The sequence below is a fragment of the Chryseobacterium cheonjiense genome (genome assembly GCF_012927265.1).
Classification (GTDB): Bacteria; Bacteroidota; Bacteroidia; order Flavobacteriales; family Weeksellaceae; genus Chryseobacterium; species Chryseobacterium cheonjiense.
This window is the reverse complement of the sequence record NZ_JABBGF010000001.1, coordinates 898,123-924,184: the sequence shown is the minus strand read 5'-3', so window position 1 is coordinate 924,184 and position 26,062 is coordinate 898,123. Positions and strand designations below refer to the sequence as shown.

Genomic DNA, 26,062 nt, shown 5'->3' with positions numbered 1-26,062 from the left:
TAAAATTAATAACCAGGGTTTTGTGTTAAATTAGGATTTGATTGTAGTGCTGAACTTGGAATCGGGAACAACTTGTAGTTATCGGAAATTGAGGTTCCATTTTTTACACCGCCTTTCCATGGCCATAGATAACTGGCACCTGTGAATTTCCCAAATCTTATCAGGTCTTGTCTTCTCATACCTTCAAAATTAAGTTCTCTTGCTCTTTCATCAAGAAGACTATTTAATGTGATAGAAGTTAATGCTGTAGCACTTGATCTTGCTCTAACCTGGTTGACATAAGTTAATCCCTGAGAAACAGAAGTTCCTGTGGCTCCTCTTAATGCACATTCGGCATACATTAAATAAACATCAGCTAATCTGAATAACGGGAAATCTGTTGATGAGAATTTAGTTGCACCACCATTTCCGTTAGAATCCTTATTCCAGAATTTATCCGATGGTAATCCATCAGTCCATGCTTTATAGTCATTCATTTCCCAGTTGTGCCCCTGAGTCCAGAACAATTTTGCTCTTTTATCAGTACTTGCCTGAAGATCTGCAACACTATTTCCGAACAGACCGTACCAGGCTTTTGTAGCTCTGTGACCTGCCCATCCTTCTAAAGCTCCGAAATTTGCAGGCACCATAGTATCTGTGCTAAGGCTACCATTTACAAGATAAGTGGTATTTCCAAAACTCTGGCTGGAAACTGCATCTGCAAGAAGCGGAAAAATTATTTCTTTGGACGTATTGTTATCAGATGAAAAGTTTTTCCTGATATTAGACTCCAGCTGATATCCTCCTTCATTGATAATTTTATTGATATAGGTTGCAGCATCATTATATCTGGCTGTTCCTGTATACACTTCTGCATTAAGATATAATTTAGCCAAAAGCATTCTCGCACAAGATTTGTTTGCTCTACCATAAGAGTTCGTTGCAGGTAAAGTAGACTCAATTGCCAAAAGCTCACTTTCAACATAATTGAAAAGATCTTTTCTTGAAGTTTCCGGTAAAAGTGCGCTGGTATTAAAGTTATCATCTTTTACCAATACTCCTTTTCCAAAAAAATCGATTAAATAGTAGTATGATAAAGCTCTTAAAAATCTTAATTCGTCAACAACCTGATCTTTATTTGCATAATTAACCTGGCCACTCTTCATGATTAGAATTAAATTGGTAGCCTGTGGAATCGTATAATAGATTCTGTCATAAACATATTTGAAGAATTTATTATTGGATGTCCAGTTTGAAGTCGTTGTAAGCTGATCCAATCCATTATCTCCCCATCTGTTCTTCATATCATCTGCGGTAAAATCCTGAAGGTTTACCAAACCTCTTACAAACGGAGATTCTCCCGGGTCTGCGCCTGAGATATCAGATTTATCCGGTCCTTCCACACTCGAAAGAGCAAAGCTGGCATATAATCTTGAAAGCAATCCTTCTACCGCATTAGGATCAGCTGCCAGAAGGTTTTCCAAGGTTAATTCTACTTTAGGTTCTGTATCTAAATCGCTAATACAAGCTGTATTCACAGCCAGAAATGTGAGAAGAGTAAGTACTTTATATTTAATATTTTTCATTTTAGTATTTTTTAGAAATTAAAGTTAAATCCAATTGTATATGTTCTTGGTCTTGGATAAAAATTATTATCAATTCCGTTAAAATTTTCAGGATCCTGACCAGAATAATTGGTCCATGTGTAAACGTTGTTTACCGATGCATATACTCTTACATTTGTACTTTTAAACACATTTTTAAATAAATAACCAACTGTTACGTTATCCAGTTTTAAAAACGAAGCATCTTCCAGGAAGTAATCCGAGAAATATAAATTATCGGAAAGCGTAAATGGAGAATCTGCAGTAGATACCAGAACGTTATTCAAATTTTGTGAATTTTGAGGAACGGTGTAACTTTTGAATCCTTGAGCAAGTTTTCTTGTATTGTAAATCAATCCTCCAATCTGTCCTCTGAAAGCGGCATTCAAATCCCAGTTTTTATAATTTAAAGAGGTACTGAAACCATAAGTCCATCTTGGTCTGATTGCTTTGTAATACCTGTCATTTTCATTAATGATTCCATCATTATTTCTGTCAACATAAACATTATCAAGAGGATTTCCATTAGAATCATATACCTGCTGTAATACCCAGGCAGAATAAGGCTGATAGCTTACAGCATTATTCGCAATTTTAATCCCAGTTCCGATTGGCAACGTACTGGAGTTATCTGGGAAATAACTTACATCTCCAAGATCAACAATTTTAGCATCATTATATCCAAAATTACCTGATACCGACCAGTTTAGGTTTTCATTTTTTACAGGAACTACGGTTAGATTCAATTCAACTCCTTTATTTTCTAAAGACCCTACATTTTCAGTAAATTCGTTTGTTAATCCCTGCCCGGACGGCAAAGGTACTTTAGCAAGAAGATTAGTTGTTTTTCTTGAATAAACATCTATACTTCCTGATAATCTTTCCTGTCTAAAGAAAGAAAAATCAATACCTCCGTTCCATGTGTCTGTTGTTTCCCAAGTTAATCCAGGATTAAATGCTAATGCACTATAAGTACCTACCCCAGGAAAATATTGAGAATTTGAACCCCCAATAGAGAAGTATGGGCTGGAAGGATAAAACCCTGCAACACCAACAATATCTGCGTTACCCGTTCTACCCCATCCTAATCTTAATTTAATATCATTCACATTTGGGGAACTATTAAAGAAGTCTTTATTAACTTTCCAAGCAAAACCCACTCCCGGGAAATATCCCCATCTTTCACCTTTCTGAAATAATGATGAAGCATCTGCTCTGAAATTTAATGTAAATAAATATTTATCATAAAAATCAATATTCGCTCTTCCAATGAATGACTGTAGATTCAATACATTATAATATCTGTTATTAGGGTTCAGTGCAGTGCCAGGATTCGGAACTCTTAAACCGGTTGCATCATCATATCTGTAATTATCCTTATATCCGTCATTCTTAAAGTTCTGGTAAGAATATCCTCCCTGAACAAGGAAATGAGATAAAAATCCGGAATATTTTTTTTCATACACCAAGTAAGCATCCATTGTTTGATTAACAATATTCTGATGTTCTGCATAATCAACCCCCGGACTGAATACGTAATCGTTAGGAGCAACAGAATTTTGAGGATTTCTGTATGTGGCAACAGCATTATTACTGTATACTGTTTTAAGGTTGGATCGTGATGCTTCCAATCCTAAGTTTACAATAGCTCTTAAATCCGGTAAGAAATGGAATTTATAATTAATCTCCGCATTTCCTAGAAATTTAGAAATTCTTTGCGGAGATTCTCTTTGCAAAAGAATAGCTAAAGGATTACTTTGTCCTTGAATTAGGTATTGATTACCCGTTAAAACTGTATTCTGATAATACCCTCCAAATCTGTCATATGCCCCACCTGTTAAACTTGTTTGAGAAAGGTAAATTGGCAAGGTCGGGTTCATATTAACTGCTCCTCCAATTGCTCCTCCATCGTCAATAGCATTAAGCTTGGAAACCAACCCTTTTAAGCTGAAATCAATTTTCAAATGATTATCAAAAAAAGAAGGCGTGATATTTAGGCCTGCCGAGAATCTCTCATAATCACTGGTTTTTATAACACCTTCAGTTCTGTTATACCCTACAGATAATCTAGTAGGAATCTTATTAAATAAACTGCCTGAAATACTTAGGTTATTATCCGACGACACTGAATTTCTGTAGATTGCTTTCTGCCAGTCAGTGTCATATATAGTTCCCGGCTGGGTAGGATTAGAGACACTTCCTCCGACACCCAATAAATAATTATAATTTGGATAATTCTGATTGATAAAACTTTTAAACTGATCGGCATTCATCACGTCAACATATCTTGTAACAGTACCTACCGAAACATTCGTATTCAAGGTTACTTTCAGTTTTCCTCCTCCTCTTTTGGTTTTAATGATAATAACCCCATTAGAACCCCTGTTTCCGTAAATTGCCGTTGCTGAAGCATCTTTTAATATTGAAAAAGACTCAATATCATTTGGATTAATCAAATTTAATGGATTCGCAACTCCCGCAGGATTATTGGTATCCAATGGAACACCGTCGATTACAATCAAAGGATTATTATTAGCACTAAAAGAAGATCCGCCTCTAATTCTAATATTTGGTGCAGCATCCGGAGAACCACCTGAATTTGTTATTCTCACACCAGGAGCTTTACCAGCAATTAATTGGTCAGCAGAAACAATCGCTCCTTTGTTGAAGTCTTTTTCAGAAACTGCCGTAATTGATCCTGTAAGATCTGATTTCTTTTTCGCTCCATAACCAACCAATACAACCTCTTCAATTTTTTTCTCTTTGGTTGCAGAGTCACTGGTTTGTGCATGAATCATTGCACTTGCCAATAGAAATGCAGGTGCAATTTTTAATACCGTTGTAAAATTTCTCACAATATTATTTTTTATATAGTTACTTTTTTCATCATACTGGCCTCAGCCTTCTGCAATTTAAAAAAAAAACATAATTATTATAAATTTTTTAAAAATTTTCATAAAATTATGTAAATTAAACGATGATTTAAATCTATTTTATTAACTATCAATAGAATAACATAAAATATGCACAGCATAATACAACATTAAATTTAACAATAAGTTAAACATTTGTTTAACTAAATGTAATACCCGATCGTATTAATAGACTATAAAATCGCGTAAATTAATACCATATACTATTCCGGAGATATTCATTATCTTTGCAGACTAAAACTTACTATAAATGTCGAACAGAAAGATGATTACGGCAGCCTTGCCTTATGCAAACGGGCCGGTTCATATAGGACATTTGGCAGGTGTATATATTCCTGCGGATGTTTATGCAAGATTTCAGAGAAGATCGGGAAAAGATGTAGCGTTCATTTGTGGCTCAGATGAACATGGGATCCCTATTACCATAAGAGCTAAGAAAGAAGGAGTTACCCCTCAGGATATTGTTGACAAGTACCATGAAATCATTAAAAAATCTTTTGCAGATTTAGGAATTTCATTTGACGAATATTCAAGAACCACCTCCAAAAATCATTACGAAACAAGTCAGGATTTTTTCAAAGTTCTTTATGAAAAAGGAAAGTTCACGGAAGAAATGTCTGAACAGTATTTTGACGAGCAGGCAGGAGAATTCCTGGCAGACCGTTACATTGTTGGGACATGCCCGAATTGTGGAAATGAAAACGCTTACGGTGACCAGTGTGAACGATGCGGCACTACCCTGTCTCCTTCAGAATTGATTAATCCGAAATCAATGCTGAGCGGAAATGTTCCGATCCTGAAAGAAACAAAAAACTGGTACCTCCCATTAAATGAATACGAAAGTTTCCTGAATGAATGGATCATCGAAGGCCATAAAGACGACTGGAAACCGAACGTGTACGGACAGGTAAAATCATGGCTGAATGACGGTCTGAAACCTCGTGCTATGACCAGAGACCTCAACTGGGGAGTCCCTGTTCCGCTTCCCGGCGCAGAAGGTAAAGTATTGTATGTGTGGTTTGATGCACCAATCGGCTATATTTCTTTCACTAAAGAATGGGCAGAGAAAAACGGGAAAGACTGGAAAGATTACTGGCAAAGCGAAGAATCCGATCTTGTGCATTTTATCGGAAAAGATAATATTGTATTCCACTGTATTATTTTTCCAAGCATGATGAAGGCTCACGGCGATTTTATCATGCCAAAAAATGTACCCGCCTTTGAATTTTTAAATCTTGAAAATGACAAAATTTCAACCTCACGAAACTGGGCTGTTTGGGCACACGAATATGTTGAAGATTTCCCGGGACAGCAGGATGTATTGAGATATGCTCTCCTTTCATCGGCTCCGGAAACAAAGGATAATAATTTTACGTGGAAGGATTTTCAGACAAAAAATAATTCTGAGCTGGTAAATATTTTTGGTAATTTCATAAATCGTGTTGCGGTTTTAATTAATAAATTCTTTGAGGGAAAAGTTCCTGAAGGAGATATTGATGCGCCTGAATTAGAGCAAATAAGCAAAAGTGCGATTGAAATCAGAAATTATTTAGATAAATATGAATTTAGAAACGCCCTAACTGCTTTCATGAATTTAGCAAGGTTTGGAAATGGATATCTTCAAAATGAAGAGCCATGGAAAACTTTTGAAAAAGATGTGGAAAAAACTAAAAACACATTATTCATCGGAGCGCAGATTGCAGTTGCATTAGGAAATTTAGCTGAGCCATTTCTTCCTTTTACTGCTCAAAAGATCTATGAAATTTTCAATGTCAGTCAGTCAGACTGGACTACTATTGAAAACTCAAAAGTTTTAATTGATGCAGGGCATAAAATTATAGAAAAAGCACCTTTAATTTATTCAAAAATTGAAGACAAATTAATAGAGGCTCAAGTAGAAAAACTGGAACAGACCAAACAGAATAATAAAAAAACAAATCCTAACGCCAACCCTATGAAAGAAGAAATCACTTTTGATGATTTTACAAAAATCGACCTGAGAACTGCCACCATTCTGGAAGCTGAAAAGGTAGAAAAAGCAGATAAATTACTAAAGCTGACTGTTGATACAGGTGTTGACGTAAGAACCGTTGTCTCAGGGATTGCAGAAAGCTTTACACCGGAAGAAGTAATCGGGAAGCAGGTAATGATTCTATTAAATCTTGCCCCGAGAAAAATCAGAGGTATTGAGTCGCAGGGAATGTTGTTATTAACGACAAAACCGGACGGCAAACTGTCTTTTGTAACTCCGGATGACAGCAATGTAGAAAACGGGATTGAGATTGGATAATCCATTATTCTTAGATAAACAGAATCCACATGAGTTTTTCATGTGGATTTGTTTTTCGTTATAACAGGAAGCTGGTAATATCAATTTAAATAGCATTAAGCTTAATTTTACTTAAAGCCTTATTGTTAAAATTAAATATTGAGGTTTATTAAGTGTTAAGATTATTGAGAGAGAGAGATTGCTTCGTTGCTTTGCTCCTCGCAATGACTTATACTTTATTCTTTCGTCAACCTCGCCAGATAAGCATCTTCATCCTTAAGCAATTTTTCGATCTTAAAGCCATTGTTTTCAGCAGCGTTTTTTAACGTATTAAAATCGAGATACAACCATTTGATCGGGTCTTCAGATTCTCCTTTGTAATGAACAATATAATCCAGCTCGCCATAATAGCCTTCTGCCGGAATATAGACCCCGCCGTCTTCATCACGATCGAACATATACAGAATATCGGTACTGTCGATCAGGATCTGTCCGTTTTCGTTCAGAAGTGAGTGCAACTTCTTCAGGTAGATATCAATGACGTGGAGGCTCTGGAAAATACCGGTTCCGTTCATTAATAAAAGTATCGTATCAAAAGTTTCACCGGAAAAATGCAGCATGTTTTCAGCTACAGCTTTTTTTATTCCTCTCATCCGGCACACTTCTATGGATTTAGGAGAAATATCTAAGGCTGTTACGTCGAGATTTTTTTCATTCTGAATATATAAAGAATGTGATCCGGCTCCGGCTCCTATGTCAAGGACTTTTCCCCGCGACAGTTCCAATGCTTTCTGTTCGATTTCATTCATGTCCTCAAAATCCCGGAAGAGGTATTGAACCGGAAGCTCATCCAGCTCGGAGATTGAAGTTTCAGTCTGCAGATCCTGAGGATTTTCCTGATGGTAATAATCCCAGATCGCCTTTCCCATAAGGTCTTTCATAGCGTTAATTCTGACTGTAAAGATATAGGTTTTTGATTTATTTTTTAAGATACTTATTCAATAATATCTTTACAATTGCAGACTGAAATCTTACCACAATGCTAAACGAATAAATGTATCGGTTTCTCACCTGAAATAAACAAAGCCGATTATCTTATTAAGGAAATACAAAATTTTTAGTTATAAATAAATACTCTGAATCAAACACTCTTCATATTAGTAATGGCATAATTAATCACCCTACCAGCCTCGAAGTAAGCGTTCCACTAGCCTCGAAGTAAGCACCTCACTAGCCTCGAAGTACACACTCTACCAGCCTTGAAGAAGACACTATGCTTCGTGCGATGCATACCCACTGCATCGTACTATCCACACTTAAACAAAACGCAAAGCTCCATTCTATAAATAAAATGAAGCTTTGACTGAGTAAATGAAAAACAAGGTATCGTTACAGCGCAGGTCCTGCTGCGTCTTTTATTTCTTCTAACAGTTTTCTCTTCTCGCGGAGCCTTCTTCTGGCAATTACCGATTTCCCCGTCAGCATTCTGATAAAGCGAAGGTATTCGAAACGTTCTTTTCCGAAATGATGGGTAAAAATATAGATCAGGATAAAGATCCCGGCAAGAATGATATATCCGAATATTTTTTTGGAAGCCACAAGAATAGCGTTCAGCTGAATGAGCTTCATATTGCCCGCAACATTCTGCGGCGTCACCGTCATCCCATCCATATATACCGCCAGATCACCTATTGCCATTACCTGAAAACGGTATTGGAACCAGGAATACAGCGCTGAAAAAATACCGACTGCCAGAAATGTTCTCCATACGAGTACCAAACCAATTGCGGCAAGCATTTCATCCATCTCAAGTTTGTCCAGCGTATAAAACCAAACAGAGATGAACAAAGCGCCCATTCCGAATCCTTTCAGGAACATCGGAAGGTACCAGTAATGGTAACTGAATTCCAGTACCATTGAAAAATACATGATAATTGCATATCCCAACATCGCGGCAAAACCTGAAAAGATGTACATTTTCAGCGGAATGTCATTTTTAAACCAGAAAACAGCCGTTACACCTGCCAGAATTAAACCGGGGATCATTAAGAGATTCAGTTTTGCATTCGTAAGCTGATCGTATCCTAACACTCCCACAGCAAAAGTATTCTGAATGGACGTCGTTCCTAAGAACATACCCAGGCACAAAAGCATAAACAGCCCATGCCGAACATTATTTTTAGTGAAAATTTTAAACGATAAATACGGTCTCTTTAAAGTCTGTTGCCTAATGGCAAGCAATGCAAAACTTACGAAAGCTGCAATTCCGGCATTGATGATATTGGCTGAATGAAGCCAGTCCTGCTGTTTTCCGAATGAAAAAACATACGCCAAAAACATAAAGGCTGCCATGAAAAGCAATACGCTGAGCCAGTCTATATAATGCAGCGGAACTTTTAATGCAAAATACTTATTATGCATAAAAATCCAGTGGATAAGAGCCAGAACAAAACATGCGACCGAAGCCATTACATAAAAATGCTGCCAGTTGTACCGGATGGAAATATCTGCCGCATAATAAGCTGCAACCTGATTCAGCACAAGGACGAAGGTGTAAAATGCACCGTAGAACATTCCACGGTTACCGATCATCGCCATAAGCGGGAGAAATAACTCAATGGTAACCATCATTTTTAAAAAGCCGATCAACAGTGAGCTGAAGACAAAGATCATAGGATCATAGGTTGTGGAATTCAGGTAACTTAATAATCCTAAAAGCACCAGTAAAACCGTCATTTTATCACGCACCTTAAATCTCATTTTCATCCTGAGAACAATCGGCATACAGGCTCCCATTCCGATCGTGGTTGCATAATTGGCCCACATGAAATATTCTGTCATCGCCCCGGTTCCGTTTGCGAGATAGCTGATATTTCCCGTATACACGCCACCCAACGGCATTACTACTGCAAGCAGCAATACGATAAGAAGAAGCTGTACCGGTTTGGGAACCCAGTCGTTGTATAATCCTTTATTGTACATTTTTGTTGATTTTAAAGGTTAAAGGAACCAGGTAAAAAGTCAGAAGAGCCAAGTATCATGCAAGTTGCAAATTCACCAAATTTGTTAGAGTTTTTACGCAACTTTCTTACTTCAAAACCTTTATACCTTATACTTTTAACTTGGCTCTTTTTACTTTTTACTTACTAAACTCACATTCACATTCATTCCCGCACTCAGTTTATTGAGATCTTCTTTTTTATTGGATGATGTAAATTCTATTCTCACTGGTATTCTCTGCTGAACTTTAATAAAGTTTCCGGTAGAATTATCCGTCGGAATACTGGAATATCTTGATCCTGTTGCTGCTGAAATCGCCTTTACCACACCTTCAAACTGTTTTCCACCCAATGCATCTACGGTCATCATCATTTTTTCACCGATTTTCACATCAGGCATCTGGCTTTCCAAAAAGTTGGCGGTTATCCACTTTTGTCCGTTTAATACAATGGTGGCTACCTGCTGTCCGGGTTGTATCAGCTGACCTTCAGAGATGGTTCTTCGTCCCATCACGCCGTCATAAGGAGCAGTGATTACCGTGTAAGAAAGGCTGATCTTCGCCATATCGAGAGCCGCTTTTGTTCTTTTAATTTCAGCATCATTGATCCCAAGTTTACTTTTCACCTCTGTTGTGGAAAGATTTGCCGAATGTTTTTGGTTGATTAAAGTTTCATAAGCTGCTTTCTGTGCATCATACTCAGTTTTTACCTGGTCGTACTGCTGCCTGGTGACCGCTTCGGAAGCCAGAAGGTTTTTGTAACGGTTGAGGTTTTGCTCCGCATTCCACAGTCTTGCTTTCGCGCCTGCAATATTGGATTCCATGACACTGACGTTGTTAGATACTGTATTAACAGAAGAATTGGTAGCCGTTCTCTGGGCAAGAGCGTTCTGGTAAGCGGCTTCTGCCTGTCCCAGCTGAGTGAGAATCTCACGGTCATCAAGAATGACAAGCGTATCTCCTTTTTTTACAGGCTGATGTTCTGTAAATCTGATTTCTTTAATATATGCCGAAACCCTGGTGTTGATAGGATTGATAAACTCTTCCACCTGTGCTGCTTCTGTATAAGTTTTATCGCCCACATGGAAATATTCCCGTACCAGCCAGAATAATCCGAAACCAATCACCAGAAAGACGATGATATTGGAGATAACTGCTCTTATTTTGTTCTTTTTATTTTCCTTCTTCTTTGCTGCAGCACTGGTTTGCACTGAAGATGTATTTTGAATATTTTGTTCCTTGTTTTCCATTGTTCTATTTACCTTAAAAAATTATAATGTTCCTGTTGATTTCAGAAGATTGTAATATTGGTACAGCATATTGATCTCTGCATTGGCATAATCTAGTTCCGACTGTAATTTCTGATTCTGTGCATCGATCATTTCCGCCTGCACGGCAAGCTGATTCAGATATTTGGCTTCCGTAATTTTGTAGTTTTCTTCTGCTAATTTTTTAGCATCATTAAGAATTTCTGCCTGCTGAATGGATTCATGATATTTGATGTAAGCGGCATTTACCGCCATGTCAATATTCTGCTGTGTTAGCATAACCGCATCATTGGCCTGATTTTTCTGAAGCTCACCCAATTTTACCCTTTCTTTGGTTTTATATAAATTATCAATATTATAGCTCAGGGAAATTCCGGTTTGCCAACCTCCGGAATACATATCCAACACAGGATTTCTTGTCGTAATGGGTCTTTGCAAACTATATCCGCCAAAACCTGAAATGGTTGGCATCTTATCCGTTTTAATGATTTCGATATTCTTATCGGCAACATTAACATTAGTCTGTGCAGATTTCAGTAAAGGATTGTTATCGTGAGCAAGATTCAAATAATAGTTAATACCAATGCCTGATTCTTTATTTTCAAGACTTTCTACAGGAACGATTTCCGTATCCGGAGCTAATCCGAGGGCAACACTTAAATTATAATTGAGAATTTTTTTATTGTTGGCTAACGTAACAATTCCCTGATCAAGGTTTTTAATTGCCAGCTCGCCACGAATCACTTCATTACGGGTAACCATTCCCTGCTGATAAAATTTCTGAATATTTTTAAGCCTTTCCTGTGCCAGCTTTTTGTTGTTCTGAAAAACTTTTTCCTGGTTTACAATTTTATAGACATCCAGATAATTGGAAATCACCAGAATTTTCACATCCTGCTTGTTTTTCTCCAGATCAAGTTCGGAAAGCTGCTCACGAAGTCCGGCCATTTCAATAGATTTATTCACCAGTCCACCTTTAAAGATCAGCTGCGTTGCCTGTACAGCGTACGAGCTTCCATAGTGAGGCATCGGAACATTTGTTGAATTTGAAAAATCTTTTTCAATTGCTACCGCATCACCCAAATAGAACTGACTTGTAGAAGCAGTTATATTCGGAAGTTTCTGAAGTTTTACAACATTTGTATTCTGTTTTGCAATATCAATATTCTGTGCCGAAACTTTCAGCTGCTGATGATTCTGAAGGGCAAGTTCTGCCACTTCATTCGCTGTCATCTGTTTTATTTCCTGGGAAAAAAACAGCGCAGGAAATACGGCTATCATGAATGACAGCGCTGTTTTTATATTCTGTACCATTTTACCTTGTTTTACGAATGCAAAGTTATGGCAGGTAAAGAGTCAAACAAATGTTTGAATTTTGGAAAAAGATGTTCAAATGTAGGATTTCAGTTTTCGAACTGATTTCTATATTGTGTTGGGCTTTCACCCACATGCTTTTTAAAAAAGTGAGAAAAAGAATACTGATCGCTGAAGCCCAGCATCGAGGAAATTTCAGAAACAGGCTTATTGGAGGAGTTCAGAAGCACCTTAGCTTCATTCATAACAATTAAAGCAATGATCTCACTCGCAGACCTCCCTGTCACAGACTTTATTACCGATGAAAGATGTCTGGTTGTAATTGACTGCCTCCCTGCATAAAACTCTACACTTCTTTCGGCATTATGGTACTTAGCAACATCATTAAGGAAAACAAAAACAATTTCTTCCTGTCTTGACATCTGGTTCATAGCGCTGCTGTCTTCTTTAGAAATAATCCCGGCCATCTGGTAGCAGAATACGGAAAAAAGATGCTCCACGATTTCTTTTTTATACGTCATCTCCGTTTTGGAATCCAAAATATACTTTAAAAAATTTACGCTTTTCCATACGACTTCCATTTCATCGGCATGAAAAGGAACGCCAATATTCATCTGCTGCCTGAAATACCGGTATGTAATTAACCTGTTGAATTTTAACGATAAAGCAGAAATAAATTCTCTTTTATAGGAAACCATCCTCGATTGGAAATCATCGCTTACGGAGATCATTTCATAGACCGTCTGCGGATCTGTTACCATAAACATATTGGCAGAAAGTTCCAGATCCCTGAAATGCTGCTTCAGCTTTATCGTTCCTGTTTTGATAAATATAAATGCAGGATTTTCCGGACGGAACGGTTTGTCGACAGCAATTCTCTCGAAGATATTATGTTGCGTAAAGATTTCAACCCCGAATTTTTCTAAGACAGACATAGAACAAATGTAAGCAATCTGCTGAGTGATTACAAAAATTTATTATTTTAGTGTTCCAAATTACAGCTATGAGAAAAATTGATTTGCTTTTTGCAGAATATGCCGAAAGTCACAGGAATTCTACCAACAAACTGATCCACTGGATCTGTGTCCCGCTGGTTTTCTGGAGTATTTTAGGGTTTATTTCCCTTATTCCGTCAAAGTCAATCGGCTTTATCTACATTGGAGAGATCAGCTATATAAGTTTTGCAGCAATTGTTTTAGTTACCATTTTTTATATGCGGCTTTCATTGATCATCAGTATTATCATGTTTATACTGATGGTAATTATGGAAAGTTTTGCCTACGGCATTAATATCCGGTTTAAAGAAAACGCGTGGTTGGTTTACCTTTTTGTTTTCGTAATCACCTGGATTTTCCAGTTTGTAGGTCACAAAATTGAAGGTAAAAAGCCCTCTTTTCTTAAAGATTTACAGTTTCTGTTAGTCGGTCCGATCTGGCTATTGAGCTTTATCGTTAAAAAATTGGGAATAAGATATTAAAATTGTTGGAATAGAAAATGGGAGCCAGATGATGGAAGTAGGTTTCATAATCTAGTTTCCTTCTTCTTCCAGGATCATGCTTCAAGGCTGATTAATCTTCCAGAGCATACACCGCAAAACTGGCCAGCCAATGGTCGCCTCCATAATTTCCCTGGAAAAGCAGAGGAAGGCCGTTATTTAAAAATAATGCGGCTGTTTTCTGAAATTCTTTTTTCAGGGGATGACCATTCGGAAGAGACTTTGCAATTCCCTTCATACACCAGGCTTTTGAAAAAGACAACCCGACAAGATGTATCGTCTGATAATCTGACAAATCACTGACAACAGGGATTTTTTCTATATTTTCGATGCTGCGTTTCTCGTAAAACTTATCAAACCATTGTACAAACTCTTTCTGTGGTAAAACCCTTCTCATTAAATCTGCTATTTCGAGGCTCGGAGAAAAGAAATCCGATCCGTCGGGTTCAAGATAGGCAGGCGTTTTTTCGTCTTTTAAATAAAAATATTTTGCCTTTTCGACCAACTGATTTTCAAACCCCTTATCACCGGTCGACCTTGCCCAATCCAGCGCAAAAGCCATTGCAAAAGCACTATTTGGGTGAACACCGGTTCTGTTCGGATAAGTCTGTTTCGGAAGATACGTTTTCCAGGCTGTCAGAATTTTATCCGTTAAAGGTTTAAGATTCTGATGCCAGATTTTTGCTTTGGGGTGGTTCCATGTTATGAGCTCTTCGTCAAGCTTCAATAACCAGGCCCAGCCGTAGGTTCTTTCAAAAGTACCGGTAAGCTGATATTTGGTAAAATAATCGGCTTCTGTCTGCAGATTTTCTTTACTGAATGATTGATCCAGCGTATTTTCAATTTCTTTTGCTATGGAAAGGTCTGGTTTTGTTTTCAATAAACGAACCAGCATCCAGTGTCCGTGAACCGAACTGTGCCAGTCGAAACAGCCATAAAAGCTTGGATGCAGCGCTTTCGGGCTTAAAGGAACTTCATTTTCATTGTTGATGATATGTGCCGTTTTGTTCGGATATTCCTGAGTGATGCAGTGAAGCGGCTTTTCAGATAGTTTTACAGCTACTTCATCCGTAAGTTTCGGAACTTCCTGGGCAAACATAAAAAACGGAGAAAAGACAATAGCTAAAAGACTTTTTTTCATTGACTAAAAATATAAAATTATTTCAATGTATCTTTAATATAAACCAGAGAAAAACCAGCATTGGAGTCTGATATAATTTTCAGTACACTTTTTGCTATGCTCAATAAAACTTTTATTCATGAAAAAATTACTGATCCCTTTATTCTGTTTAATTCTTATCCATTGTAAAAAAAATGAAGCGCAGTCGCTTAATGCCAGTCTTGTTGATGTCATTCAGGAAGATAAAGTAGCTGCAGTAAGTGCACCAACTTCTTTATCTGAAAAAATGATGCCTCCAAATCAGGAAGTTGATCCTGCAAATCCGTCTTCACAGATTAACACAATTACCAAGAAGATTATTAAAAATGGTGAAATGAGAATTCAGGTTGGTGATATCAAAAAGGCGCAGGAGCAGATTAATTCCATTCTTAAAAACAATAAAGCTTATATTCAGAAAGAAGAATTTCAGAATACGGATACTGATGAAAATTTGGACCTTACTATTCGGGTTCCTAATCAGAATTTTGATGGTTTGATCCATTCTTTTTCTAGTGGGCTCGGTGCTGTATTGTCTAAAAATATTTCATCCAATGATGTAACGGAAGAATATACCGATGTTTCCATTAAACTCGGAAACAAGAAAATTTATCTTGAAAAATACCGTGAAATGCTTAAGACCGCTAAAACAACGAAAGATATACTGGAGATCCAGGAAAATATCCGAGCTCTGGAAGATGAAATTGACGTTGCGGAAGGCAGGCTCCGTTTTATTGATGACCGCGTGAATTACAGCACTTTGAATGTAAATTTATACACAGAAAAAATCAGAAGTTCTGCTACTTCAAAAATAGGTTTTGGAAGCCGGTTTGGTGATTCTGTAACGGAAGGCTGGAACAGTTTTGTAGCTTTTCTTTTAGGAGTTATTTCGCTTTGGCCTTTCTTTCTGCTGATTCCTGTTGTTGTATTTCTCTGGAGAAAATGGAGAAACAGGAAGAAAAAATAAAGGATAAAGATATTTTCAATATATATAAAACTTGATCATTAGAAAAACTTCGGCAGGTTCAGCGTAATACCCTACACAACAACAGTTAGTATTAGAGATGTCATACTGAGCTCGTCGAAGTATCTTTTTAACAGATTACGCAAATCAAAATTTGACAATAAATCTGCATAATCTGCAAAAATCAGCGGGAGATTATAAAATTTATTTCCCCAGTACAAATACAGCCGGGATTTTATGAAGTTCCGGTTTCTGCTTCTGCCACTCCTTTATGGTTTTGGTTTTGATAAACTCGTGTTCCGGATCGTTGATATTGGCAGCAATACACAGTTTCGTATTCGGGGATAAAAACTTCGTCAAATCTTCAAAAAGCGGGTTGTTGCGGTAAGGGGTTTCCATAAAAATCTGGGAATAACCGGTCTTCTGAACCATGTTCTCAAGATGCAGAATCTGTTTTTTCTTTTCACCTTTATCAATGGGAAGGTAGCCGTTAAAGGTAAATTCCTGACCGTTAAAACCACTCGAAATCAAAGCCAGAATAATTGATGAAGGCCCGGAAATAGGAATCACCCGGATATTTTTTTCATGACACCATTTCACCATAAGATTACCCGGATCAGCAATACACGGAAGTCCTGCCTCTGAAAGCAGTCCAAAATCCTGACCTTTCAGCATCAGTTCCTGTGCTTCTTTGATATCCGCATTTTCAGTGTATTTATCTAAAAGAAAAAGTTTAAGATCCGATTGTTTTTTTTCAGGAGCAAAGAATTTCACCACTTTTCTTGCGGTTTTTTCATTTTCCACAAAAAAGTAGTCAGTTTGCATGATGTAATCTTTTATCACTGGTGAAAAATGCGTGATAGAAGTATTTTCGGAAAGGTAAGCCGGAAGTAAGAAAAGCATTTATATTATTTTTTAAGTCTCTCTTGTAAAGAAGGTTGTACGTAATATTCTGTCATATCCATTGAAAAAGAAACGGATGTTATTTTCCATAGACCGTTGATCTTCATCAGTGTCCATATTTCTTTTCCCCAATTTAGCATCTTGCCATCGTACCAAAAGCTGTAGTCAAAATTAGCAGAAGCAATTGATCCGTCTTCTATAATTTTAACATTATCAAACCGCTCTTCAGATTTATTGTTTTTAAAACTTTTGATAAATGCTTTATAATTATCTGTAAAAAAACTTTTTTCATTGGGATCTTTTTCTAAAACTTTTCTGTAAGTCCGATCAGTATATACACCTGTCCAGAGAACAGGTTCCTGAAAAAGAGAAATAAATTTAGCTTCATCCCTCGTTTTAATGCAATTCATAAAATCAGTCATTACTTGTCTGACAGCCTTTTCATCTTTAGTCTGTCCGAAAATAAAATTACAGCTCAGCAAAAGTAAGATTAATATCTTTCTCATATTAAATTATTTGTTTTAAAATAGCTTCACAGCCACGATCCAGTAATTGGAAAACTTCTTCGAACTCTTTCATATCTCCCCAATACGGATCCGGAACTTCAGCATTCTGATGATCGCCGAGCACTTCCAGAAATAAAGAAACTTTTTTCCGTTGATCTTCATTCCGTGCTTTGGAAACAACATCTGCCAATACATCCACATCCATACAATAGATTTTATCAAAATTTTCAAAATCCGCTTGTGTAATGGGTCTGGATCTCTGTTGAGAAATATCAATCCCGTGGCGTGATGCCGTTTGTATTGCTCTTTGATCTGGATGTTTACCTTCATGCATTGAGATGGTTCCTGCCGAATCAATAAAGAAATTTTCGGGTGCTTTGGATTTCATAATTCCTTCAGCTAAAGGGCTTCTGCAAATATTTCCCAGACAAACCATTAATATTTTCATATTCTTAAGACAATTAAATGATAAAAGCTTTAAATTCTTTAATCCACAAAACTAAATAAAAATGGAGAATAAAATTATTCTCCATTTTTATTATTTACATTAAATTATTTCTTATTGCTTGATCCTTTCTGATAATTCCTTCACGTATTTTTTCACCTCTTTATCAATTTTGGAAACATCTTTAATCGTTTCGCAGGCATACATTACTGTGGAGTGGTCTTTTCCGCCCATTTCCTCACCTATTTTAGTGAAAGTTGCGTTCGTAAGCTCTTTCGCAAAATACATGGCCAGCTGTCTTGGCAGTGCAATTTCTCTTTTTCTTGTCTTGGATAAAAGCTGCTCTCTTTTAATCCCGAAATAATCGCAAACCACTTCCTGGATATACGGAATATTGATAATTTTCTTCTGATTGGCAGCAATTTTATTAATGGTATCCTTTAATAATTCAAGACTTAAATCTGATTTATAAATGGTAGAATACGCAATCACAGAATTGATGACACCAATAAGCTCTCTAACATTTGTCTTGGCTTCAGAAGCTAAAAAATCCAGCATATCATCTGTAAGGACGATACCGTCTCTGCTTAACTTATCAACGATAATCTGTTTACGGGTGCTGTAATCCGGAGATTTAATCTCTGCGGAAAGTCCCCATTTGAAACGGGAAACAATTCTGTCCTGAATATCCATAATATCGGCCGGAGCTTTATCAGAAGTAAGGATAATCTGTTTTCCGTTCTGATGAAGATAGTCGAAGATATGGAAGAAGCTGTCCTGCGTTGCAGATTTACCGGAAAGGAACTGGATATCATCAATAATCAAAACATCCACCATCTGGTAAAAGTTGGCAAATTCTGTCTGCTTATGTGCTTTGGCAGCCGAAATAAACTGCTGGATGAACTTTTCGGAAGAAAGATACAAAACGACTTTATCCGGAAACTGGCTTTTCACTTCCAGTCCTACAGCCTGGCCGAGGTGGGTCTTCCCTACCCCGTAACCACCATATAAAAATAAGGGGTTGAAAGCTGTTGCACCTGGTCTTTTTGCAATAGATCTTGCTACGGTTGCCGCAAATTTATTGCTCTCTCCTTCTACATAATTGTCAAAAGAGAAATCCGATTTTAAGTTGGAATCAATATTTACTTTTTTGATTCCCGGTACTACAAAAGGATTGACGATATTTGATGAAAATCCCTGAGGCATTGTTTCCTGAACTTTAGGGGTAGGAACGGTTTTTCCTTTCATGTTCATAGTAACGGGCTTTTCTAAACCGGAAGGCTTATTTTCCATTACCGAGTACCATAATTTCACACCTTTTCCTATATTTTTCTTCAGGGCAGCAGAAAGCAAGGACAGGTAATTATCCTCAATATATTCCTTGTAAAAATCACTCGGGACCATCAGTGTAAGATTGTTGTCAACCAAAGAAATTGGTTGTACTTTATCAAACAGCAAATCGAAAGATTTTTCAAGTTTTTTAAGATCAGAATTATCTTCAGCAGCGTTTAGATTATCGCGCATGAACTGAAGGCACTTCTGCCATGTCAACATTAAATTTTCATCCATAATTTATGCCCCGATTAGTTCTTAGTTAGTATTGTTTTTAGAAGGAAGACAAAGGTCCAAATTTTTTATTTCAAAAAAAAATATTGTGCTTATTGATTATTTAAAAATATATTTGTATGTATAATTAAGCAGGAATAATGATACACACAAAACACTCATTACGAGTACGTTACGGAGAAACAGACCCTATGAAATACGTTTACTACGGCAATTACGCAGAGTATCTCGAAATTGGCCGGGTAGAACTTTTCCGGAGCATCGGGATGTCTTATAATGAGATTGAGAATCAAGGAATTTGGCTGCCCGTTTCGGAGTATAAAATTAAGTATCTGCGGCCGGCTTTTTATGATGAAGAACTGGAAATACATACATATGTTAAAAAAATTCCGGGTGTCAGAATTGAATTCGAGTATGAAATTTTTAATGAGGAAAACATTAAAATCACAGAAGCTTCTACCACTCTTTTCTTTCTGGATGCCAAAACCAATAAAGTGGTAAAATGCCCGGATTACCTGATGGAACTTATCAAAAAGAACTGGAATGAATAAATTTCAACCATAATCATAAAATAATGAAGATTGCATTTTTGGGCCCGGAGGCCAGTTTTACACAGCTTGCTGCGATTCAGCTTTTTCCCGGTGAAGAGCTGATTCCTCAACCGAACATTCTCGACTGCTTTGAAGCAGTAGAAAAAGGCGAAGCGGAAAGAGCCGTTGTTCCCCTCGAAAACTCTATTGAAGGTACGGTTTCCATGACCCTCGATTATTTATACAAAACATCAGGAATACAAATACTTGCCGAAGCCGTTATGCCGATTGCCCACCACCTCATGATCCATCCCGATTCTGATTCGGGATCAATTGAAAAGATCTACTCGCATCCACAGGCATTGGCCCAGAGTTTCCACTTTTTGGATACGCATTTTAAAGAAGTTCAGAAACAGGACTTCTCTTCAACTGCTGCCGCTGCAAGATATGTCTCAGAAAATGCGGAAAGAAATTTAGCGGCTGTTGCCAATCAGTTTGCCGCCAATCTGTACGGACTTAAAATTATTCATCACAATATCCACGATTTTGAGCAGAATCATACAAGATTTATTATCATTTCCAAAGATTCCGAAAGCTATGAGAACAACAGCCTGAAAGTTTTAGGTGAAAAGTCAGGATTGCTGGTAACGTTACCAGAAGATCATGCAGGAGGCCTTCATCAGGTATTATCGGTATTTGCATGGCGTAACATGAACCTCAGCAAAATAGAGTCAAGAACACTAAAAACAGGATTGGGTAATTACTTCTTTTTCATCAATGTCGTGGGAAAATGGGAATCTGCTCTTCATCATAACGCACTGGAAGAATTAAAGGCGCTGGATGCAGAAACCTCTTTCCTGGGAAATTACAAAGAGTTTTGTCTGGAGAGCTAAAAAGATTATTAAAAAACAATTCATTATTGCAGTTGTATGTTCAACAGGATAGCCGCAGCTCTTAATCATCGCTACTTAAAAAACATTTGATTATATTTGATACTATCAAATCCGGAAAATAATGTATATCCTGATCGCCATTTTATGTATAATCATTATTATTCTTTTCAGCACTCTGAATAAAAGGATCAGGAACCTGGAAAATGAGATTTTCGAAATCAAAAAGAATCTAACTGACATTAAGGATAATGAAGTAAAAGATTTTTCTGTAAACCAATTGTCACCAGCGGCAGACAAGAATAGCGAAAAAGACGAAAATCCTTTTGAAACTCAAGAGCTTCAGGCTGAAGATAAGATTCACGTCAGTCCTGTATTTGATTTTTTAAAGCAAAATGCCCTTGCAATAGTCGGAATTTTCACGCTGGTTCTGGGTATCGCGTATTTTGTGAAATATGCTGTTGATAACAACTGGATCGGTGAGGCTGCAAGGGCGGGAATAGGATTTGCTGCAGGAACACTGATCATCGGTACCGGGCATTTTCTCAGGAAAAATTATAACGTTTTTGCTTCCATCATTACCGGTGGCGGGATCGCCGTACTGTATTTTACAGCTACCATTGCATTCAGGGAATACCATCTGTTTTCCCAAAACACTGCATTTTTAATGACCTGCCTGATAACGGTGGTTTCGATATTTCTATCGTATTATTACAAAAGTGAAATCCTTATTATTTTTTCCCTGATCGGAGGATTTCTTGCGCCGCTGATGATCAGTACCGGGCAAAGCAATTATCCTTTTCTTTTTATTTACATTACCCTTATCAATACCGGGATGCTTGCGGTTGCATTTCTTAGGGGATGGAAAAGCATCGGATGGATTGCGTTTATCTTTACAAGCATTTACCTTGGTTACTGGACAATAGCAACTCCTGAATTCATCACGGTCTATTTTTATGCGGTCAGCTATATCGTTTTCTACGCGTTTGCGTTACAGAATTATTTCACGAAAAAGAATCTTTTCCCGTGGGATATTTTAATGCTTGTTCTGATCAATTTTACGGGCGTTATCGGCACTGTTTATATTTTTAAACAACTACAATACGATCCCATCATTATTTTCCCTTCAGGATTTGCTTTACTCAATAGTTTTCTGCTGTACAGAGAGCATACGGAAAAAAGATTTGGCACCGCTTATTCCGTATTTTCAGGTATTGCGGTCAGCCTTGTCACTGTCGCGTTTGCCCTTCAGTTCAGAGCAAATTTAATCACCTGTGTATGGGCTGTTGAAGCCACGCTTCTGCTGTTTATATGGAAAAAGACCGAGCTTCGTATTTTTAGAAATTTCTTTTATATCATCTTTCCTCTCGTAATCATTGCCCAAATGATGACCTGGACGAAATATATGGATGCTAAAAATCTCAATATCATTTTTAATCCTCTGTTTCTTACCAGTTCCGTAACAGCATGTACTGCATTCATTAACTTGCTTTTATTGAAAAAGCTCCCGGAAAGAAGAGAAAACAACAGTCGTTTTTTTGAAAATATATTTACCGCCGTAAGCTATGCAATCTTTTATACTGCCATTTTACTGGAAATCATTTACCACATCTCAGGAAAACCTCTGATTGTTATTTTCAGCATCGGGATGCTTTTCAGTCTGTATTATATTTTTGCGATGCTGCTTTTTAGAAAAAAATTTGATATAAACCATACTCTTGAAGTGGGACTGATTTATATCTTTTTCTCTCTGATTATCATAAATACCATCATTGCCGGCACAGGAATTATAACGCATATTATCATGAAAGATATTGACCTGAACTATTACTTAATGTACGGGCTATACCTGATTCCTATGGTTTATACCGCAGTGAAAATACTTCCTGGCTCATATTTTTTCAGGATAAAACTTTCTTACTGGTTCCTGGCAACGGCTGTTGTAACAGCAGTAAGTATGGAAGCATATCATATCTACCTGCTGATCTGCTCAGAAAACAGGGCTGATATGGAACAACTGGAGGAATATTTCACTCTGCTTTATCTTCCCATCATTTGGGCTGTGCTGGCAAGCATTTTTATTTTTAAAGGATTAAAAACCGATGCCCGCGAGTATGGCAAAGCCGGATTTGCTTTACTGGGAATTACCATTGTAAAATTATACCTGTATGATGTCTGGAAAATGGATAATGTTTCAAGAATCATCGCATTTATCATTCTTGGGATCATTTTACTGCTCAGTTCTTTTTTGTTCCAGCGCCTGAAAAATATAGTGGCCACCATGGTCGAGAAAAGTGATGAAAAGATTGAAAGAAATGAAACCGATATGCAATAACCCCCAAAAAAGGCTATTTTTCATTAATTGTTTAAAATATTATAAAATTTTCTTTACAGATTCTAAAAAATACTTATATTTATCAAGTTTTTAACATACATATTCCAAAAACATTATGAAAAAGTTGCTCTACTCCTTTTTAATATTATCTTCTGCTACATTATTTGCCCAGAAGAATGCCTCTACAAAATTTGCAGTGGCTGATGATATTGTCGGAACAGTAGATATGTTTACTGCCAATCATAAAGATGCGATCCAAAGTACGCAGACGTACAAGTCGGCGGCACAGCTTCCACAGAACCTTAAAAAATACAGCTTTATTGCCGAAAACGGTTTGGTAGAATATAAATTAAAAAACGGTCAGGGCGCCATTGACAGAATTGCTCTTTCAGAAATTAATACTCAGTACGGACTTCCTAAAGATACGCCTGTAATCATCGATGGTTATGAATTTAAGAACAGCGATACAAAAGTTTACGGAGACATCCTGAACAATATGAAAGTTATTGATAACAACGGAGCGAAAGCCGTATCAGTTACCACTAAAGAATAATCAATTTAAATTATAATAATAAAAAGGATACTTGCTGAAGTATCCTTTTTTATTTGCCAACTGAATCAGAACTTTAATATTTATTGTTCCATTTCTTTTTCAGTTCGTCATAGATTTTCTTTTCCGTTGCATTGTTTCCGGGCTGGTAGAGTGTCATATCACGTATTTCTTCCGGAAGAAAATCCTGGTCTACAAAATTACCTTCATAAGAATGGGCGTATTTATATTCCTTCCCATAATCCAGGTCTTTCATCAGCTTAGTGGGAGCATTCCTCAGATGCAGGGGAACGGGAAGATTCCCGGTTTTCTTTACCAGCGCCAATGCTTCATTAATAGCCATATAGGTAGAATTGCTCTTCGGAGAAACAGCCAGATAAACTGCCGTTTCACTTAAAATAATTCTTGCTTCCGGATTTCCGATCACATTTACTGCCTGGAAACAGGTGTTGGCCATTATCAGGGCATTCGGATTGGCCAGTCCGATATCTTCTGCCGCAAGGATCAGCATTCTTCTTGCTATGAATTTAATATCTTCACCGCCTGCAATCATTCTTGCAAGCCAATATACGGCTCCGTTGGGATCGCTTCCGCGCATGGATTTGATAAATGCCGAAATGATGTCATAATGCTGTTCACCATTCTTATCATACAGTGCCATGGTTTCCTGCAATACTTCAAGCACATCTTCATTTTTAATTTCCTGTTTTCCTGAATTTTTATATTGATTTAAAACCAGTTCCACAGAATTGATCAGCTTTCTTGCATCCCCTCCGGAATATTGTATAAACGCTTCTTTTTCAAGAATCTTAAAGCCGGACTTTTCATCATTATTAAATCTTTCAAGGGCAATATCTATTAATTCTTCAAGCTTTTCATAGCTTAAAGCTTTCAGAATATACACCTGGCTTCTCGAAAGCAATGCAGAAACGACTTCAAAACTTGGGTTTTCCGTCGTTGCTCCTATCAGAACGATCCAGCCCTTCTCCACAGCATGAAGCAAAGAATCCTGCTGGGATTTATTGAAACGGTGAATTTCATCAATAAACAAGATCGGGGATTTTCCCGAAAAAAGATTCTGTTTTTTGGCATCTTCGATTACATCGCGGACATCTTTAACTCCTGAAGAAACCGCAGAAAGCTTATAAAACTTCCTTCCCGACTGTTCGGAGACAATTTCAGCCAGTGTTGTTTTTCCGGTTCCCGGCGGTCCCCAAAAAATCAGAGAATTTAGGGTGTTATTCTGCAGCATTTTCCGGATGGTTCCCTTTTCTCCTGTCAGGTGTTCCTGCCCGAGAACATCTTCCAGCGTCTTCGGCCTTAATTTTTCAGCTAATGGAATATTTTGATTCAAGGTATTTTAATTATTTTAAATTGATGTAAGGTGAGTTGTCAATGCAAAGTTAGACAAAGAATTTCTATTACTCTATTCCTTACTTAAACAGTGGTATTACTTTTAGCAACGTAGTACTAATTGTATTCCTGCGGATATATTTTAAGCCAAAGTATAATTCATTATTTAAAGTAAAGATAAGAATATGTTGTATAAAAAAACCCGCCAATAGATTGACGGGTTTACGTATGTCGATTCTTTATTACAAAGGCGGATTCTGATCTTTTCCTTCTATAGGCGAAGTATCTTTTCTATTGACCAGCAATACATTGTACTGATCGGTAAGCGCATTCAGCTGGTTGATGACGGTGGCGTATGGTGACGGCGGTGTATCTACCAGAAGATGAAGTGCATCGATCCTGTCACGCAATGCGTAGTAGGCGGCATTCACCTCTTCCCTTTTCGATTTAATGGTTTCCGGACTGGCATCCCCGTATTCCTGGGTACGGGAAAGATACGTGGTATTGAACAGGTCATTGGCTGTTTTCATCTCATTGATCCATGCAGAAAGATTAAAGGAGGCAACCGCATTTATAAGTTCCGGTTTGTTTTCCCAATCCCTGATGAGATTGTTAAGCGTGGCGGTTTCTGCCTGATAGTTTAAACGGGCAATACCGCTTCCGTACAGAGCCATATTGTCGAGAAGCAATTGTGCCTTCTGTTTTTTATCTGCTTCGAAATGATAAGAATGCCCCAAAAGAAAATAATAAATTCCGTTAATGGCATTATCCCTTCTTTCGTCCAACTGTAAAAGTTCCTGTGTTTTGTCATTCGCCAATGCTTTTTTATACAGGTTTTCCAGTTCGGAAATCCGGTTATTAAAGGTTGAAAGCTTGGCGTCGATCTGTAAAGTTGCTGGATTGTTTAAGGCGATAATTCCTGAGAAGTCTTTTACGTATTGCAGGTATTCTGCATTGCGAAGTAATCTTAATTCAATTGTATTCATATTTTTTTACATTGTTTG

21 protein-coding genes are annotated in these 26,062 nt (G+C 37.3%); 7 read left to right on the top strand and 14 right to left on the bottom strand.

The genetic code is table 11. The features are described from left to right. Window positions 1-5 precede the first annotated feature (5 nt). Window positions 6-1,565, bottom strand: a complete 1,560-nt coding sequence (locus HHL20_RS04330) for a RagB/SusD family nutrient uptake outer membrane protein (protein ID WP_169229946.1) — start codon at window positions 1,563-1,565, stop codon at window positions 6-8. Between the two features lie 11 nt (window positions 1,566-1,576). Next, entirely contained in the window at window positions 1,577-4,438 is a 2,862-nt protein-coding gene (locus HHL20_RS04325) for a SusC/RagA family TonB-linked outer membrane protein (RefSeq protein ID WP_169229945.1), read from the bottom strand. 328 nt (window positions 4,439-4,766) lie between these two features. Between HHL20_RS04325 and metG the strand changes: the two genes are divergently transcribed. Then, window positions 4,767-6,806 carry a methionine--tRNA ligase gene (gene metG, locus HHL20_RS04320; RefSeq protein WP_169229944.1) on the top strand — a complete coding sequence of 680 codons (2,040 nt, stop codon included), beginning with the start codon at window positions 4,767-4,769 and terminating at the stop codon, window positions 6,804-6,806. A gap of 215 nt (window positions 6,807-7,021) precedes the next feature. Here metG and HHL20_RS04315 read toward each other — a convergent pair whose 3' ends face one another. The 5 genes from HHL20_RS04315 to HHL20_RS04295 all read right to left on the bottom strand — a co-directional run bounded on the left by HHL20_RS04315 (window position 7,022) and on the right by HHL20_RS04295 (window position 13,300). Beyond that, a complete protein-coding gene (locus tag HHL20_RS04315; RefSeq protein WP_169229943.1) occupies window positions 7,022-7,726 on the bottom strand; it encodes a class I SAM-dependent methyltransferase in 705 nt (234 codons plus the stop codon). Window positions 7,727-8,174: 448 nt separating this feature from the next. Then, a complete protein-coding gene (locus tag HHL20_RS04310; RefSeq protein WP_169229942.1) occupies window positions 8,175-9,767 on the bottom strand; it encodes an MFS transporter in 1,593 nt (530 codons plus the stop codon). Window positions 9,768-9,917: 150 nt separating this feature from the next. Beyond that, window positions 9,918-11,033 (bottom strand): HlyD family secretion protein, encoded by a 1,116-nt coding sequence (locus HHL20_RS04305; RefSeq protein ID WP_169229941.1) that lies wholly within the window; start codon window positions 11,031-11,033, stop codon window positions 9,918-9,920. Window positions 11,034-11,054: 21 nt separating this feature from the next. After that, window positions 11,055-12,365, bottom strand: coding sequence for a TolC family protein (locus HHL20_RS04300; protein ID WP_169229940.1), 1,311 nt, complete (start codon window positions 12,363-12,365; stop codon window positions 11,055-11,057). Between the two features lie 89 nt (window positions 12,366-12,454). Continuing rightward, window positions 12,455-13,300 (bottom strand): helix-turn-helix domain-containing protein, encoded by an 846-nt coding sequence (locus HHL20_RS04295; RefSeq protein ID WP_169229939.1) that lies wholly within the window; start codon window positions 13,298-13,300, stop codon window positions 12,455-12,457. A 68-nt stretch (window positions 13,301-13,368) separates the two neighbouring features. Between HHL20_RS04295 and HHL20_RS04290 the strand changes: the two genes are divergently transcribed. Then, a complete protein-coding gene (locus tag HHL20_RS04290; protein ID WP_169229938.1) occupies window positions 13,369-13,842 on the top strand; it encodes an Mpo1 family 2-hydroxy fatty acid dioxygenase in 474 nt (157 codons plus the stop codon). A 91-nt stretch (window positions 13,843-13,933) separates the two neighbouring features. On the opposite strand, the gene HHL20_RS04285 is transcribed toward HHL20_RS04290, so the two are convergent. Next, complete coding sequence (locus HHL20_RS04285; RefSeq protein WP_169229937.1) at window positions 13,934-15,001, bottom strand: DUF2891 domain-containing protein; 1,068 nt, start codon at window positions 14,999-15,001, stop codon at window positions 13,934-13,936. 118 nt (window positions 15,002-15,119) lie between these two features. On the opposite strand from HHL20_RS04285, the gene HHL20_RS04280 reads away from it, so the two are divergent. Then, entirely contained in the window at window positions 15,120-15,983 is an 864-nt protein-coding gene (locus tag HHL20_RS04280) for a DUF4349 domain-containing protein (protein WP_169229936.1), read from the top strand. Window positions 15,984-16,184: 201 nt separating this feature from the next. Here HHL20_RS04280 and HHL20_RS04275 read toward each other — a convergent pair whose 3' ends face one another. The 4 genes from HHL20_RS04275 to dnaA all read right to left on the bottom strand — a co-directional run bounded on the left by HHL20_RS04275 (window position 16,185) and on the right by dnaA (window position 19,403). Next, a complete protein-coding gene (locus HHL20_RS04275; RefSeq protein ID WP_169229935.1) occupies window positions 16,185-16,883 on the bottom strand; it encodes an SAM-dependent methyltransferase in 699 nt (232 codons plus the stop codon). A gap of 5 nt (window positions 16,884-16,888) precedes the next feature. Further along, window positions 16,889-17,389: a nuclear transport factor 2 family protein gene (locus HHL20_RS04270; RefSeq protein ID WP_169229934.1), complete on the bottom strand. Its 501-nt coding sequence runs from the start codon at window positions 17,387-17,389 to the stop codon at window positions 16,889-16,891. A gap of 1 nt (window position 17,390) precedes the next feature. Then, window positions 17,391-17,837 carry a low molecular weight protein-tyrosine-phosphatase gene (locus HHL20_RS04265; protein ID WP_169229933.1) on the bottom strand — a complete coding sequence of 149 codons (447 nt, stop codon included), beginning with the start codon at window positions 17,835-17,837 and terminating at the stop codon, window positions 17,391-17,393. A 111-nt stretch (window positions 17,838-17,948) separates the two neighbouring features. Continuing rightward, window positions 17,949-19,403, bottom strand: a complete 1,455-nt coding sequence (dnaA, locus tag HHL20_RS04260; protein ID WP_169229932.1) for a chromosomal replication initiator protein DnaA — start codon at window positions 19,401-19,403, stop codon at window positions 17,949-17,951. Between the two features lie 137 nt (window positions 19,404-19,540). Between dnaA and HHL20_RS04255 the strand changes: the two genes are divergently transcribed. The 4 genes from HHL20_RS04255 (at window position 19,541) to HHL20_RS04240 (ending at window position 23,708) form a co-directional block, all read left to right on the top strand. Continuing rightward, the gene (locus HHL20_RS04255) at window positions 19,541-19,951 is read left to right on the top strand and encodes an acyl-CoA thioesterase (protein WP_169229931.1); all 411 of its coding nucleotides are present in this window, start codon (window positions 19,541-19,543) and stop codon (window positions 19,949-19,951) included. A 23-nt stretch (window positions 19,952-19,974) separates the two neighbouring features. Further along, window positions 19,975-20,823 carry a prephenate dehydratase gene (gene pheA / locus HHL20_RS04250; protein ID WP_169229930.1) on the top strand — a complete coding sequence of 283 codons (849 nt, stop codon included), beginning with the start codon at window positions 19,975-19,977 and terminating at the stop codon, window positions 20,821-20,823. A 121-nt stretch (window positions 20,824-20,944) separates the two neighbouring features. After that, entirely contained in the window at window positions 20,945-23,155 is a 2,211-nt protein-coding gene (locus HHL20_RS04245) for a DUF2339 domain-containing protein (protein ID WP_194306226.1), read from the top strand. A gap of 115 nt (window positions 23,156-23,270) precedes the next feature. Further along, on the top strand, window positions 23,271-23,708 hold the full coding sequence (locus HHL20_RS04240) for a hypothetical protein (protein WP_169229929.1): 438 nt from the start codon (window positions 23,271-23,273) through the stop codon (window positions 23,706-23,708). A gap of 73 nt (window positions 23,709-23,781) precedes the next feature. Here HHL20_RS04240 and HHL20_RS04235 read toward each other — a convergent pair whose 3' ends face one another. After that, on the bottom strand, window positions 23,782-25,059 hold the full coding sequence (locus HHL20_RS04235) for a replication-associated recombination protein A (RefSeq protein ID WP_169229928.1): 1,278 nt from the start codon (window positions 25,057-25,059) through the stop codon (window positions 23,782-23,784). Between the two features lie 241 nt (window positions 25,060-25,300). Next, window positions 25,301-26,044, bottom strand: coding sequence for a DUF6261 family protein (locus HHL20_RS04230; protein WP_169229927.1), 744 nt, complete (start codon window positions 26,042-26,044; stop codon window positions 25,301-25,303). Between the last annotated feature and the right edge of the window lie 18 nt (window positions 26,045-26,062).

Excerpts from the sequence above, each read along its gene's own strand:
- HHL20_RS04300 (WP_169229940.1), bottom strand. The coding sequence starts at position 12,365 with ATGGTACAGAATATAAAAACAGCGCTGTCATTCATGATAGCCGTATTT.
- HHL20_RS04255 (WP_169229931.1), top strand. The coding sequence starts at position 19,541 with ATGATACACACAAAACACTCATTACGAGTACGTTACGGAGAAACAGAC.
- HHL20_RS04310 (WP_169229942.1), bottom strand. The coding sequence starts at position 9,767 with ATGTACAATAAAGGATTATACAACGACTGGGTTCCCAAACCGGTACAG.
- HHL20_RS04240 (WP_169229929.1), top strand. The coding sequence starts at position 23,271 with ATGAAAAAGTTGCTCTACTCCTTTTTAATATTATCTTCTGCTACATTA.
- HHL20_RS04245 (WP_194306226.1), top strand. The coding sequence starts at position 20,945 with ATGTATATCCTGATCGCCATTTTATGTATAATCATTATTATTCTTTTC.
- HHL20_RS04230 (WP_169229927.1), bottom strand. The coding sequence starts at position 26,044 with ATGAATACAATTGAATTAAGATTACTTCGCAATGCAGAATACCTGCAA.
- HHL20_RS04280 (WP_169229936.1), top strand. The coding sequence starts at position 15,120 with ATGAAAAAATTACTGATCCCTTTATTCTGTTTAATTCTTATCCATTGT.
- HHL20_RS04305 (WP_169229941.1), bottom strand. The coding sequence starts at position 11,033 with ATGGAAAACAAGGAACAAAATATTCAAAATACATCTTCAGTGCAAACC.
- metG (WP_169229944.1), top strand. The coding sequence starts at position 4,767 with ATGTCGAACAGAAAGATGATTACGGCAGCCTTGCCTTATGCAAACGGG.
- HHL20_RS04290 (WP_169229938.1), top strand. The coding sequence starts at position 13,369 with ATGAGAAAAATTGATTTGCTTTTTGCAGAATATGCCGAAAGTCACAGG.
- HHL20_RS04275 (WP_169229935.1), bottom strand. The coding sequence starts at position 16,883 with ATGCTTTTCTTACTTCCGGCTTACCTTTCCGAAAATACTTCTATCACG.
- dnaA (WP_169229932.1), bottom strand. The coding sequence starts at position 19,403 with ATGGATGAAAATTTAATGTTGACATGGCAGAAGTGCCTTCAGTTCATG.
- HHL20_RS04285 (WP_169229937.1), bottom strand. The coding sequence starts at position 15,001 with ATGAAAAAAAGTCTTTTAGCTATTGTCTTTTCTCCGTTTTTTATGTTT.
- HHL20_RS04330 (WP_169229946.1), bottom strand. The coding sequence starts at position 1,565 with ATGAAAAATATTAAATATAAAGTACTTACTCTTCTCACATTTCTGGCT.
- HHL20_RS04295 (WP_169229939.1), bottom strand. The coding sequence starts at position 13,300 with ATGTCTGTCTTAGAAAAATTCGGGGTTGAAATCTTTACGCAACATAAT.
- pheA (WP_169229930.1), top strand. The coding sequence starts at position 19,975 with ATGAAGATTGCATTTTTGGGCCCGGAGGCCAGTTTTACACAGCTTGCT.
- HHL20_RS04270 (WP_169229934.1), bottom strand. The coding sequence starts at position 17,389 with ATGAGAAAGATATTAATCTTACTTTTGCTGAGCTGTAATTTTATTTTC.
- HHL20_RS04315 (WP_169229943.1), bottom strand. The coding sequence starts at position 7,726 with ATGAAAGACCTTATGGGAAAGGCGATCTGGGATTATTACCATCAGGAA.
- HHL20_RS04265 (WP_169229933.1), bottom strand. The coding sequence starts at position 17,837 with ATGAAAATATTAATGGTTTGTCTGGGAAATATTTGCAGAAGCCCTTTA.